Source organism: Actinoplanes sp. NPDC023714, assembly GCF_040639855.1.
GTDB lineage: Bacteria > Actinomycetota > Actinomycetes > Mycobacteriales > Micromonosporaceae > Actinoplanes.
Window position 1 is genome coordinate 107,695 of the sequence record NZ_JBFAAR010000009.1, and the last position, 12,864, is coordinate 120,558.

11 protein-coding genes are annotated in these 12,864 nt (G+C 70.4%); 5 read left to right on the plus strand and 6 right to left on the minus strand.

The features are described 5' to 3' along the window. Positions 1–121: 121 nt before the first annotated feature. Positions 122–655 (plus strand): DUF6817 domain-containing protein, encoded by a 534-nt coding sequence (locus AB0G10_RS32350; RefSeq protein WP_360930292.1) that lies wholly within the window; start codon positions 122–124, stop codon positions 653–655. Between the two features lie 76 nt (positions 656–731). Here AB0G10_RS32350 and AB0G10_RS32355 read toward each other — a convergent pair whose 3' ends face one another. Further along, entirely contained in the window at positions 732–2,318 is a 1,587-nt protein-coding gene (locus tag AB0G10_RS32355) for an FGGY-family carbohydrate kinase (protein ID WP_360930295.1), read from the minus strand. Then, on the minus strand, positions 2,319–4,541 hold the full coding sequence (locus AB0G10_RS32360) for an aminotransferase class III-fold pyridoxal phosphate-dependent enzyme (protein ID WP_360930298.1): 2,223 nt from the start codon (positions 4,539–4,541) through the stop codon (positions 2,319–2,321). 125 nt (positions 4,542–4,666) lie between these two features. Between AB0G10_RS32360 and AB0G10_RS32365 the strand changes: the two genes are divergently transcribed. From AB0G10_RS32365 to AB0G10_RS32380, 4 genes are all read left to right on the plus strand, one after another. Beyond that, positions 4,667–5,824, plus strand: coding sequence for a helix-turn-helix domain-containing protein (locus AB0G10_RS32365; RefSeq protein WP_360930301.1), 1,158 nt, complete (start codon positions 4,667–4,669; stop codon positions 5,822–5,824). Between the two features lie 35 nt (positions 5,825–5,859). Then, positions 5,860–6,978, plus strand: a complete 1,119-nt coding sequence (locus AB0G10_RS32370) for an FAD-dependent monooxygenase (protein WP_360930304.1) — start codon at positions 5,860–5,862, stop codon at positions 6,976–6,978. A gap of 56 nt (positions 6,979–7,034) precedes the next feature. After that, the gene (locus AB0G10_RS32375; protein WP_360930307.1) at positions 7,035–7,769 is read left to right on the plus strand and encodes an arylamine N-acetyltransferase; all 735 of its coding nucleotides are present in this window, start codon (positions 7,035–7,037) and stop codon (positions 7,767–7,769) included. A 143-nt stretch (positions 7,770–7,912) separates the two neighbouring features. Continuing rightward, positions 7,913–9,733 carry a sensor domain-containing diguanylate cyclase gene (locus AB0G10_RS32380; protein ID WP_360930310.1) on the plus strand — a complete coding sequence of 607 codons (1,821 nt, stop codon included), beginning with the start codon at positions 7,913–7,915 and terminating at the stop codon, positions 9,731–9,733. A gap of 45 nt (positions 9,734–9,778) precedes the next feature. Here AB0G10_RS32380 and AB0G10_RS32385 read toward each other — a convergent pair whose 3' ends face one another. From AB0G10_RS32385 to AB0G10_RS32400, 4 genes are all read right to left on the minus strand, one after another. After that, positions 9,779–10,153: a DUF2203 domain-containing protein gene (locus tag AB0G10_RS32385; RefSeq protein WP_360930313.1), complete on the minus strand. Its 375-nt coding sequence runs from the start codon at positions 10,151–10,153 to the stop codon at positions 9,779–9,781. A 198-nt stretch (positions 10,154–10,351) separates the two neighbouring features. Beyond that, the gene (locus tag AB0G10_RS32390; protein ID WP_360930316.1) at positions 10,352–11,149 is read right to left on the minus strand and encodes a slipin family protein; all 798 of its coding nucleotides are present in this window, start codon (positions 11,147–11,149) and stop codon (positions 10,352–10,354) included. Positions 11,150–11,321: 172 nt separating this feature from the next. After that, positions 11,322–11,516, minus strand: coding sequence for a ferredoxin (locus AB0G10_RS32395; RefSeq protein ID WP_360930319.1), 195 nt, complete (start codon positions 11,514–11,516; stop codon positions 11,322–11,324). After that, on the minus strand, positions 11,513–12,697 hold the full coding sequence (locus AB0G10_RS32400; RefSeq protein WP_360930322.1) for a cytochrome P450: 1,185 nt from the start codon (positions 12,695–12,697) through the stop codon (positions 11,513–11,515). The genes AB0G10_RS32395 and AB0G10_RS32400 overlap by 4 nt, the downstream gene beginning before the upstream one ends. Positions 12,698–12,864 lie beyond the last annotated feature (167 nt).

Here is a 12,864-nt window from a genome sequence, read left to right on the forward strand (position 1 = left end):
TGGGTACGTCGTGCGCGGCGCGCCCGGTCGACCATCGCATCGACAACTCGTGACGATATGTGATTAAGCGCTCACTGCACGGGGCCGTGCCGGGACGGCATGGCTCCTAGGGTGAGAAGGCATGAGCGACGACATCGATGTGCGGGCATGGCTCCGGGAGCGCGGCGCCGACACGGTGAAGCACCCCGGCGGGACGCTCTACCAGCACCTCTGCCGGGTCTCCGACCGTCTGGCCGTTATCGGTCACGGGCCCGAGGTGCAGGACGCCGGGCTGACCCACGCGGCCTACGGGACCGACGGCTTCGATCTGGCCCTGAACTTCTGGCGGGAACGCGACGAGCTGCGGGGGCTCGTCGGGGCCGAGGCCGAGGAGCTGGTCTACCGGTACGGCTCCTGCGACCGTGACCGCACCTGGCCCCGGCTCGCCGAGACCGGCGAGGTGGCCGACCGCTTCACCGGCGACGTGACCCGGCTCGAACCGGAGCAGCTCACCGTCTTCGTCGACCTGACCCTGGTCAACGAACTCGACGTGATCGCCCAGTCGCCGGCCGTCTTCGACCGCAACCGGGCGTACTTCACCGAGCTCTTCAGGGCCTGGGAACCGGTCGCCTCCGAGCAGTTGGTGAAGGAGACCCGCGAGCTGCTGTCCCGCTGACCTTCCCGGGGCCCGGCTGCGGTGTGTTGTTGTGACACGCCGGGCCCGGCGGCGATGGGCTGCAGCCGGTTGCGGGTTATGCGTTCAGGCGCTTGTAGATGGGGGCCAGCTGCTTGTGGAGACGCGTGTAGATGGCGAATATGTCGTTATAACGGGCGTGATCGCTACTCGGCACAAACGACTCATTATTTCGCGCTAAATCCGAGATGTCGGAAAAGCTGATCATCCCGGCCCCTACCGCTCCGATCCACCCCGCCCCCCGCGCGTTGACCATGACGGGGTGCGCGTCACGGCGGATCTCGATGCCGAGAACGTCCGCGAAGATCTGGCACCAGGACGACGAGCGGGCCGCCCCACCCGTGATGACCAGCGATTTCATCGGCGTGCCGAGGAAGCGGTCGACGGCCCCGGTCATCCAGCGGGTGTTCAGCGCGACCCCCTCGAAGACCGCGCGCAGCAGGTCGGAGCGGGTCGTCTCGAGCGAGATGTTGAGGAAGCCGGCGCGCAGGTGGGGGTCGTCGACGGGCGCGCGCTCGCCGTAGAGCCACGGCATGTAGATGACGCCGTCGGCGCCCGCCGGAACGGACGGGATGATTTTGTCGAACGCGTCGAAAATGGTGCCCTCGTCGCGGCTCACGTGTCCGGCCGAGACGATCGGGTCGTCGAATTCCACGATTTTGTCGCGGAGCCAGGTGAGGTTCGCGCCGGCCGTCGCCTGCAATGCCGTCATCAGATAGCGGTCCGGGATGGCGCACGGGATCGACGCGATTCCGGCGGCGATGTCGGTCTTCTTGCGCTTCACGTGCGCGGCGATCCACGACGACGTTCCCAGGTAGAGGTGGGCCTCGTCGTCGCGGACGGTTCCGGCGCCCACGGCCGCCGCGGTGTTGTCCACGGCACCCGCCACGACCTGCACCGATGTGGGCAGACCGAGGTGATCGGCAGCGCTGGGGGCGAGCGTGCCGATCACCTCGGTGCATTTCACGATCGGCGGGAATTTGTCCGCGTCGATCCCGCTGGCGGCGACCAGTGACGGCGCATAACGGATCGCGTCGGCTTTCCGGTTGTCGGTCACCCAGGACGTGAGAATGGAGTCGACGGTCGCCACGGTGCGCCCGGTCAGCTTCAGATTGATCCAGTCGAGCACGTTGAGGAACGACTTCGTCCTCGCATAGACCGAGGGCATTTCGTCGCGGATGAACAGCATGTGCGCGGCCGGGTCCTTGCCGGTCACGGAGGGCATGCCACCGGTGAGGCGCAACCACCGCACGATTTTGAGGAGCGACATTCCATCGTACGAAGGAAAGCCGCCGAATTGACGCCGCAGATGCGACGCACCCCGCATGTCGAGCCACGTTATGCACTGCGTCAGCGGCTGCCCCTGCGCGTCCACGGCGATCGTCCCCTCGCCCTGGGTGGACGAGCAGATCGTGGTCACCGCCGCCACATGATCGGGATGCGCGCGGCCGAGATCGGCGACGACCTCGGCGAGCGCGTCCCACCACGCGTTCGGATCCTGCTCGGCGCCGCCCCCGGGCAGCACGCGCAGCGCCACCGGCCGCTCGGCCCAGCCGGTGACCGTGCCGTCGGCCGCCACGAGCGCGGCCTTCATCCCCGAGGTGCCCAGGTCGATGGCGAGGACCTGGGGAGGGGCGGCCGTCACTCAGACCCCCTCGACCAGCGCGAAGACCTGATCGAAACGGGACAGGGCGTCGTCGATGACCTCGTCGGTGTCGGCCATCGAGGTGTACATCCGCGAGCCGGCGAGGGTGATGATGCCGTGGGCCGCGTACGCCGCGCCCATCTGCTCCATCAGCGTCTTGCGCCCCTTGTTCTCCTTGAGCAGCTTCACCGGGTTGCGCATGTCGAGCAGCATGACGCCGCTGCACTCGAGGTGGACGATCGAACCCTGGTTGTACGCCACATAGGGCAGGCCGTACTTGTCGATCAGCCGCTGGAGCCCGCGGGTGAGCCGGTCGCCGGCGCGTCCCGCGATGACCGGCGCGTTGGTGCGGGCCATCTCCTGGATCGCGAAGTACCCGGCCGCGCAGGAGAGCGGGTTGGCCGAGAGCGTGCCGCCGACCTGGATGTGCGCGCCGCTCTTGCCGTCGAGACCGGAACCGAACACGCTCATGACGTCCGCCCGGCCGCCCACGCCACCGGCCATCGGGTAACCGCCGGAGACCGCCTTGCCGAAGACGGTCAGGTCGGGGGTGACGCCGAAGTAGCCGGCCGCGCCGCCCATACCGGTCCGGAAACCCGTCACGACCTCGTCGAACACCAGCATCGCGCCGAACTCGTCGCACAGTTTCCGGACGGCGGCGTTGTATCCGTACGGGACCGGCCGGGTGCCCGACTCCGGTCCGAGCGGCTCCACGATCACGGCGGCCGTCCCGCCGCGCACGCGGTTTTCGATCAGCTTGCGCTTGAGCGTGCCCAGATCATGCGGAAAAGCCTCCCGGGTACGTTCGGTCGCGCCCCACGGGATGCCCTTCGCGTTCATCCGGAAGCTGCCGGGCACGCGCAGGCCGTAGACCATGGTGTCCGACCAGCCGTGGTACGCCCCGCCGACCTTGATGACCATCTTCTTGCCGGTGAACGCGCGGGCGGCGCGCACGGCGGCCATCACGGCCTCGGTGCCGGAGCCGAGCGAGCGGTACATCTCGATGTGCGGCATGTACCTGTTGATGATCTCGGCGAGCTTCAGTTCGTACTCGTGGAAGAGGCCGGTGACCGGGCCGCTCTCCGCGATCACGGCGGCGACCTGCTCGTTGACCGGGCCGTAGTTGCTGCCCAGGATCGTCGGGCCGCCGGCCTGCAGGAAGTCGATGTAGACGTTGCCGTCGCGGTCGGTCAGGTGCGCGCCGTGCGCCTTGTCGATCGCGAGCGGGAACGGGTAGTTGAACGCGAGGTTGTGCTGCACGCCGCCGGGGATGCGCTTCTTGGCCCGCTCGGTGATCTCCTTGCTGGCCGTGCACTTGGTCTCGAAGTAGTTCAGGGTGTCGAGCAGCGCGTCGTGGCGCAGGCCGCGGAGGGGTTGCGCGACGAGGGCCTTGAGCCGGCGCAGGGTGTCGTCGACGTCGAGATACTCGGAGATCGAGTAGCCGAGGTCTTCCGGACGGTCCGATTTATCGGAAATTTCGTTCAGAACAGCGCTGGGCAGCGCCTCCTCGACCGGCACCCGCACCGGCTCCACCGCGTCGACGATCTGCGACGCGATCCGCTTCTCGTCCTTGCGCAGCTTGCTGAACGCGATCTCGCGGATCGTCGACGGGATCGTGTAGACCTTGCCGGCCTCCGAGGTCAGCGCCATGAGATAGGCGATCGACACCTTCTCCAGCAGCGCCATGTTGAACACCGCGCGGTCCGGGTCGGTGCCCACCGCCACCACGCCGTGGTTCGCGATGATGAAGGCGTTGTCCCCGCTCACGACCTTCTTCTGGACGTTCTTGGCGAGGAAGCTCGTGCCCGACGGCGCGTAGTCGATGATCGCGACCTCGCGCCCGAGGAACCGCACCTGCTCGTCGGTCAGCGCCGGGATGGGCTTGCGGAGAAAGGCCAGAGCCGATGCGTACGGCTGATGCGTGTGCACGATCGCGTTCACATCGGGGCGGGCGCGGTAGATGTTCGCGTGCATCCCGCACTCGATCGACGGAACCAGGCCGCCGGCGCCGCCCTCGTCGGGCACGTGCTTGCCGTTGAAGTCGACGATGCAGATGTCCTCGTCGCGCATCCTGTCGTAGTCGTAGTTGCTCGGCGTGACCGCGTAGAGCTCGTGACCCGGGATGCGGACCGAGACGTTGCCCTCGGTCGCCTTGAGGTATCCGCGTTCGAGCATGGTCCGGCACATGTCGACCACATGGCGGCGGGAGAGCTGGTGCTTCACGGGCGATGTCCGATCCTTCTCCGATGGTGACCAGCACCATGGTGCTCGCCACCGGAGTCGGGTTCACCGTATTCGAGCCAGCAAGATGCGGCCGTTCCTTTATCACCGGGTGACAAAATCGACGGATGGAAACACCGTGGCAGCGGTTGCCGACCGACCTCGGCCCGGCGATGCGCCCGCGGCTGCCCGCCACCGTCGACGCGATCGCCGTCGCGGTCGAGGACACCGCGGCCGAGGCGGCCGGAAGCGCGAAGTTCGCCCGGGACGTCCGGAACGCGGTGCGGGTCGCGCTCGATCGGTTCCTCGACCTGGCCGGGACCGCGGAGCCGGCCCTGCCGCCGCCCATCCGCGAGGTGTTCGTGGCGCTGGGCGCGGCCGAGGCCCGGGACGACCGGGGGCCGGAGATGCTGCTCGGCGCGTTGCGTACGGCGGCCCGGCTGATGCTGCGGACCGCGTCCGAGTCGCTCGCGGCGCGGCGGCCGGTCACCGTCGACGAGCTGATCGATCTGGCGGACGCGACCAGTGCCTACGCCGACGAGCTCGCCGCGGCCTGCACCGACGGGCTGGCCCGGCAGCTGCGCGAGCAGGCCGGCGAGGGTGATCGGCGGCGCCGGCAGGTGGCCGACCTGCTGCTGCGCGGCGGCGCTCCGCCGGAGGTGGCCCGGGACGCCGCGGCCGGGATCGGCTGGCCGGTTCTGGACGCCGTCGTCCCGGTGCTGCTGCCGCCGGACCAGGCCCGCGACGCCCGGTTCCGGTTCGGCGCCGACGGCGTGGTGGCCGAACGTGGTCGCGACGCGGTCCTGCTGCTGAGGTCCGGCCCGCGGGCCGAGCGCGCGGCGCTCACCGAGGCGCTGCAGGGCCGGGAGGCGGTGGTCGGCCCGGCCCTGGCGTGGGCCGAGGTGCCCGAGGCGGTCCGGCTGGCCGAGCGCACGGCCGAGCTGATCAAAGCCGGTCAGGAGCCGATCTTCGCGGACGATCACTTCGCGGCCTTGGCGCTGCGCGGCGAGACGGGCGCGCTCGCGGTCCTCTCGGCGCGCCGGCTCGCGCCCCTCACGGGGCTTCGCGCGAGCCAGCGCGAGCAGCTTCTGGTCACTCTGGAGAGCTGGTTGCGGCATTGGGGATCGCGTACGTCGGTAGCCGCCGAGTTGTTCGTGCACCCGCAGACCGTCAGCTACCGCCTGAACCGCCTCCGCGACCTGCTCGGCGACGACCTGGACGACCCGGACGCCCGGTTCGAGCTGCTCCTCGTGCTGGCGTACCGCGCCCGGCCGACCTCGATCTGACAGGCACCCGGACAGAACTGCCCTATCATCGCGAAATGGACGATTCCGTACTGGTCGTCGGCGGTGGCATCGCCGGCCTGGCCGTGTCCCGCGCGCTGCGCGAGAGGGGCGTTCCGGTCAAGGTCGCCGAACGCGGCGGCGCGGGCTCCGGTGGGGCAGGCTCCGGTGGACTGGCGATCAATCTGCCGGGGAATGCGATCACCGCGTTGACGGCGCTCGGGGTCGGCGACGGGCTGCGGAGGCTGGGCCGGCCCACCGGGCGGCGGGAATACCGGTCGGCGCGCGGAAGGCTGCTGTTCGCCGTCGACGAGGACGCGTTCTGGGGCGACGGGGCTCGGCCTCGATGCGTACGCCGCGAAGATCTCCTGGCGCTCCTCGGCGACGGCCTGGACGTCACGCTCAGCGCGCCCGCCACCGTCAGCCGGGTGCGCCCGGTAGCCGGCGGCGCGGAGGTGCACTACGCGGGCGGCGAGCGGGCCAAGCATGGATTCGTGGTGGGCGCCGACGGGGTGCGATCGGTGGTCCGCGCCGCCGTCACGGATCGCGCGGGCACCCGGTCCTCGCTGCTCAGCGCGGCGAGCTGGCGGTTCATGGCGCCGAATCCGGGCGTCGACTGCTGGACCGTGTGGTCCGGCGCCGGGGGAGCGTTCCTGCTGATCCCGGTGGACGACCGTGAGGTGTACGGGTACGCGTCCGGTGTCCGTGGCGGTCCGATCGGTGACACGCCGGAGTGGCTGCAGACGACGTTCGGTGACTACCCCTCGCCGGTGCGCGCCGTGCTGGAGAACATGACCTCGGTCTACCACTCGCCGATCGAGGAGGTGCGCGCGCCGCGGTGGTCGTCCGGCCGGTGCGTGCTGATCGGGGACGCCGCGCACGCGACCGCTCCGGTCTGGGCGCAGGGGGCGGCGCTCGCCGTCGAGGACGCGCTCGTGCTGGCCGGCCTGCTCGCCGACGGTTCGCCGTGGGACACCGCGGGCGCCCGCTTCGAACAGCGCCGGCGTGATCGGGTCACCCACGTGCAGGACGCCACCGACCGGTTCTCCCGGGCGGCCGGCCTGCCGATCTGGCTGCGGAACCCGCTCATGCCGGTGATCGGTCCGCGGGTCTACCGGGAGGCCTACTCCTCGCTGCGCTCCTTCGAGCTGCCGTGACCGAAAGCCTCGTTCTCCTTGACCTCAAGTGAGGTCGAGGTCGGATGCTGGCACGCATGGATCTCTATCTGGAGCGGATCGGCCGGCCCGCCACGACGCTGCCCGAACTGCATCGGGCACACCTCGAGACGGTGCCGTTCGAGAACCTCGACATCCACCTCGGCGAGCCGATCTCGCTCCACCCGGACGCTCTCCACGACAAGATCGTCCGGCGCCGGCGGGGCGGCTTCTGTTACGAGCTCAACGGGATGTTCGCGCTGCTGCTGGAAGACCTCGGGCACACCGTCGAGCGGCTGGCCGCACGCGTCTTCGGGGGTGAGCGGCTCGGGCCACCGTACGATCATCTCGCTCTTCTCGTGGACGGCGCCTTCCTGGTGGACGTCGGATTCGGTGAGCACGCGACGTACCCGCTCGAGTGGGTGACCGGAATCGCCCAGAAGGACCCGGGCGGGGTCTTCACCCTCGTCGAGGCCGCCGACGGCGACGTCGACCTGCTCAAGGACGGTGTGCCGCAATATCGGCTGGAGCGGCGGCCGCGCGCGCTCGACGACTTCGCGGCGACGTGCTGGTACCAGCAGACGTGGCCGGAGTCGCACTTCCGGAAGGGGCCGGTGTGCTCGCGGCTCGACGGTTCCGGGCGGATTTCGATCAGTGGCCGGAAGCTCATCACGACGTCCGGCGAGGGGCGTCGCGTCGTCCCGCTCGCCACCGACGAGGAGGTCCTCGCGGCGTATCGGGAACAGTTCGGTATAGCGCTCCCGCGCGTCCCCGAGCTTTCGGAAGTCAGGTGATATGACGGTTCAGTTCAGTTTCGCCCGATAGTTACCGACTAGCGTTGGGGGCGAGGAGGATGGCCTTGAGCGCTGGTCGAGGCGATGATCGGGATCGGTCAGCCACCCGGTGGATGCGCGGCGCGTTCGCGACGTTCTTCGTGGTGCTCGCAATCGTTGACTTCCTGCTGCTCGACGGATTCGCCAGGCTCTCGACGACCATCCTCGCCGCCGGAACCGGTCTCCTGCTGGCCGTCGCGGCGCTGTGGCGGCGGGACTGGGCGGACGGCCTCGGCTACGTGCCGGTCGTGAACGGCGTCTGCCAGGTCGCCCTCACCGGCGAGATCCACTGGACCACCACGCTGATGCTCACCCTCGTCTGCGTCGCGGCGGCGGTGCCCCACCGGCGGACCTTCGCGGGCGCCACGGTGCTCGGCTGCGCGGGATGGGCGGCCGCGGTGATCTGGGTGCCGTCGTTGCGGATGACCGATCTGGCCTACTGGGTAGTGCAGCTGTCGATCGCCGCGCTGGTGGCCGCGATCCTGCACGAGGCCCTCCGCCGCCGGCAGTGGCAACTGCGCCAGGCGCGGGACGAGATCGCCGCCGTCGCCGACCGATTCGGAAGCCTCTTCCACGCCTCCCCCTCGGGCGTCGCCATCGCCGACGAGCGCGACGTCATCGTCGCCGTGAACCAGGCCTTCTGCGACCTGGTGGGCCTCCCCGAGAACAAGCTGGTCGGCTTCAGCTGCGCCGCCTTCGCCTCAGCGGGCCCGTCCGCCCCATCCGGCTCCGCCGCCTTCGCCGCGCCGGCGCCGTCATCTCCCGCGGCCTCGTCTCCCTTGTCCGATTTGTCGGGACCTGCTCCTTCTGGAGGCGGGTCGGCGTCCGGGGGCTTCGAGCGCCGGCTGGAGCGGCCCGACGGGTCGGTGCGGTGGGTGTGGTCGGCGGTGGGGCGGAGCGCGGACTCGGTGCTGATCCAGCTTCAGGACGTCACCGACCGGCACCTCGCGGAGGCCGCCGTACGCGACTCGGACCGGCTGCTCGCCGCCGTCTCGCAGGCCGCGCGCCGGATCCGCACCGGCGAGGACGCGCGCAGCACGATCATCGACGCGGTCCGGGAGCTGGCCGAGGCGGACAGCGTCAGCCTGATGGAGCCGCTCAACGCGCAGGCGCTCGTGGTGACCGGCGCGGCCGGCGCGCAGGTGCTGGGCACCCGCATCCCGCTGGACGGCAGCTCGATGACGGCCCGGGTGTACGGCGACGGGCAGCCGGTCTTCCTGGCCGACGCCACCCGGGATCCGCGGGTGTCGCCGTCGCTGCTCGCGCTCGTCGACGGCCGTTCGATGATGTGGCAGCCGGTGATCGCCGACGGCGTGGTGCTCGCCGTCCTGGTCGTCGGCTGGACCCGCAGCGTCGACTCGGTGAGCGACCACCGCGCCCGGGCCGTCGCCATGCTCGCCGACGAGACCGCGCTCGCCCTGGAACACGAGCGGCTGCTGCGCCGCCTCGAGCAGATGGCGTTCACCGACACGCTGACCGGGCTCCCGAACCGGCGGGCCTGGCAGTCCCGGCTGGCGACGCTGTTCGCGCAGGACTGCCCGCTGGCCGTGGCGATCGCCGACCTGGACCGGTTCAAGCGCTACAACGACACGCACGGCCATCTGCTCGGCGACGAACTGCTGCAGCGGACGGCCCTGGCCTTCGCCGGCGAACTGCACGGCGACGACGTGATCGCCCGCTGGGGTGGCGAGGAGTTCGTGATCGCCCTGCCCGGCCGGACCACGGCGTCGGCCTTCGAGGTGCTGGAACGGGTGCGCCGGGCCACCCCGGACGCCGAGACGTGCAGCATCGGCTACGCCGTGTGGGACGGCGCGGAGTCGGCCGAGCGTCTGCTGGAGAGGGCGGACGCGGCGCTCTACCAGGCGAAGAACAACGGCCGCGACATGGTGAAGGCGGCGGAATCCCCGGCGGTCGTCCGAAGCTGACCCGACCGGGGAGAACCGGAGCCGGCTGGAGAAGGTAGGGCTCCCTCAGCCGGCCGTGGCGGGCAGCCGCCGCCGTCCGGCGAAGCCCAGGTCCGCCCGGTGGTACCAGGACAGGTCCGGGTCGCCCTCCAGCCAGCAGAGGAGGACGGGGATGCCGTCGAGGTCGGCGGGGAAGTCGACCAGCAGGGGCGCTACGCCCTTGAGCTCGGCCCCGGTCTGCTGGACCTCGGTCATGAGCTCGTTGAGGCGGGCTTCGGCGGCCTTGCGTTCGGGGAGGCCGCCCAGGTCGGTGGGTTCGCCGCCGGGGGTCAGGGCGGCGGACAGCTCGACCAGATCGGCTCGGACGGCGATCATCTCGTCGAGCACCGGGCGCAGGCGTTCCAGCTCGGAACGGGCCTGTGGCAGCGTGAACAACCCCATGCCCGCAGTGTGTCAAAGGAGTGCCCCGGCGGCCTCGGTGGGTGCGCCGGGGCCGGCGGAGAGCGCTCGGAGTCGGCGCGACGGTGGCCGCGCCAGCGGACATGAGGTGGTGGTGTCCGAGAACGGACGCTATCGGCGACCTGCTACAGCGCGGTAGATCACGGAGTGACCATCACACCATGCTATGACCGATAGGGATCAGGGCTCGACGTGCTTGTCGAAGCCGATGTAGAGGCGGGCCTCGGCGTTCGCGCCCAGCGCGCCCAGCGTCTCCAGCTCGCGCAGGCGGAGCAGGGCCGGGTGTCGCGCGTACGCCTCGGCGGCCTCGGCCAGCCGGCGCAGGGCGTCCACCTCGGCGTCGGCGCGGATGCGCTTCGCCGCGGCGTCGGCCTCGGCGGCGAGCCGGGTGGTCTCGGCGCGCGCCGACGCCTCGAGGGCCTCGCGGTCGGCGCGGGTGCGGGCCTCGACCATCTGCGCCTCGGCCATGCGCTGGGCGGTGAGCACCCGGTTCATGACGTCCTGCAGGTTGCCGGGGAAGACGAGGTCCTTCACGTCGGCGCGGATGATCTGGACGCCGTACGTCGCGGAGACGCCCTCGACGTCGCGCAGGATGTCCTCGCTGAGCTGGTTGCGGTTGGTCAGGATCGCTTCGAGCGTCATGGACGCGAGCGAGCGCCGGGCGGCGAGCTGCACGTCGCTGTAGACGCGGTCGGCGTAGTCGGCCACCCGCTCCACCGCGGCGACCGGGTCGGTCACCCGGAAGTGCGTGATGATGTTGACCCGGACCGCGACCTTGTCGGCCGTCAGGATCTCCTGGCCCTTGATGTTGAGCTCGCGCTCGCGCAGGTCGATGTGGGTGATCTCGACGTGCGGCACGCGGCCACCCAGCGCGCGTCGCTTGGGCAGCTCGTAGCGGCCCGGCTCGAGGACGGCGTCGAACCGGCCGTCGACGTACTTGAGTCCGCGGAATCCGCTGCGGACGATGACTTCGGACATGGTGAACCTCGATGGAAGGGAAGGGTGGCCCCGGAGCGGTTCCGATGTGAAGGATCGGTCGCCGAGAAGGCAAAAGACCAGCGTGGTGTGAGCGCCAGTGCGTCTGATGCGGAGGGACTCGCTTCTGAAGCCGCCGGGGCCATCACCAGGATGACCCAGCGGCGGCGAGCGCTCAACGCAATATCGAGATGGCCCCGGTCGGGCAGACGGCGGCGGCCTCCTCGACGGCCCGCTCCTCGGACGCGGGCGGGGAGGGCGCGAGCACCAGGACCCGCGCGTCCTCCTCGTCCTGGTCGAAGACCTCGGGCGCGAGCAGCACGCACTGTCCCGCCCCGCAGCACACCTCGCGGTCGACGGTCACCTTCACCACGTCACCATGAGCTTCTCCAGGCCCCCGATGATGAGTCCCTCCCGGCGCGGCAGGTCGGCGGCGGCCTGCGCGAGGCGCAGCCCGGGGAGCCGGTCCAGCAGGGCGGTCAGTGCGGTCTGGAGTTCGGTACGGGCGAGCGCCTGCCCGATGCACGAATGCGGACCGGCCCCGAACGCGAGGTGCGGATTGGGTGACCGATTCAGGTCCATGCCGTCGGCGCCCGGGAAGGCGCTCTCGTCCCGGTTCGCCGACCCCATGCTGCTGATCACCGTGGTGCCCGCGGCCAGTGTCACGCCGCCCACCTCGATGTCCTCGGTGATGTAGCGCGGCATCCCGAAGCCGGGGTTCGCGTCGAACCGCAGCGCCTCCTCCACCGCCGTACGGATCAGGGACGGGTCGTCGAGCAGGCTCTCCCATCGGGACCGGTCGGCCAGCAGCATCGCGACCATCTTGCCGATCATGTTGGCGGTGGTCTCGTGGCCGGCGATCAGCAGCCCCTGGGCGGTGCCGATCAGCTCGATCGTGGAGAACTCCTCGATGAGGTCGCTGAGCAGGTCCTCGCCGGGCGAAGCGGTCTTGGCCTCGATCAGCCGCCAGAGGTACTCGCCGAACTCGAGCTGCGCCGCGTCGATCTCCTTCTGCGTGTAGCGGGTGAGGCTGAGCATGGTGTCCGACCAGTACGAGAACCGGTCCCGGTCGGCGTCCGGCACCCCGAGCAGGTCGCAGATGACCCAGACCGGCAGCGGGAAGCCGAAGGACTGGACCAGGTCGGCGGGCGGCGGCTTGGCCACGATGTCGTCGATGAGCTGGTTCGCCATGGCGGCGATCCGGGGCTGCATGGCCGACATCCGCTTGGCCGTGAAGTACCGCCCGACGAGCTTCCGCCAGCGCTGGTGCGCCTCACCCATCGGCGTCCGGGAGGCCTGTTCGGCGCCGAACACCCCGCCCGACTCCTGGGCGGTCACCCGCGCGGCCCCGTCGGCGTCGAGCAGCCGGGTGAACCGGGGGTCGCTGAGGACCTGGCGCACGTCGGCGTACCGGGTCAGCAGCAGAGCCTCGTCGCCGCTGGACAGCCGCACGTGGGAGACCGGGCATCCGGCGCGCAGCGCGTCCCACTCGGGCGGCGGCTCCAGGGCCGCAGGCTGGGGGAACGGATATTCCGGCAGGTCAGCATCCATGGTGCCCTCCTGAAATTCATCCAAGAGGGTCAATGTAAGACGGGCGGGGCGGCCCATGGAAGCGGGCCGCCCCGAGATGTCACTTCTTCTTCGACTTCTTGGACTTCTTGTCCTTCTTCTTGCTGTCCTTCTTGGCCATGGGTGCCTCCTCTCGCCGTGGGCGACGC

Excerpts from the sequence above, each read along its gene's own strand:
- AB0G10_RS32385 (WP_360930313.1), bottom strand. The coding sequence starts at position 10,153 with ATGGGGTTGTTCACGCTGCCACAGGCCCGTTCCGAGCTGGAACGCCTG.
- AB0G10_RS32365 (WP_360930301.1), top strand. The coding sequence starts at position 4,667 with ATGGAAACACCGTGGCAGCGGTTGCCGACCGACCTCGGCCCGGCGATG.
- AB0G10_RS32375 (WP_360930307.1), top strand. The coding sequence starts at position 7,035 with ATGGATCTCTATCTGGAGCGGATCGGCCGGCCCGCCACGACGCTGCCC.
- AB0G10_RS32350 (WP_360930292.1), top strand. The coding sequence starts at position 122 with ATGAGCGACGACATCGATGTGCGGGCATGGCTCCGGGAGCGCGGCGCC.
- AB0G10_RS32400 (WP_360930322.1), bottom strand. The coding sequence starts at position 12,697 with ATGGATGCTGACCTGCCGGAATATCCGTTCCCCCAGCCTGCGGCCCTG.
- AB0G10_RS32370 (WP_360930304.1), top strand. The coding sequence starts at position 5,860 with ATGGACGATTCCGTACTGGTCGTCGGCGGTGGCATCGCCGGCCTGGCC.
- AB0G10_RS32390 (WP_360930316.1), bottom strand. The coding sequence starts at position 11,149 with ATGTCCGAAGTCATCGTCCGCAGCGGATTCCGCGGACTCAAGTACGTC.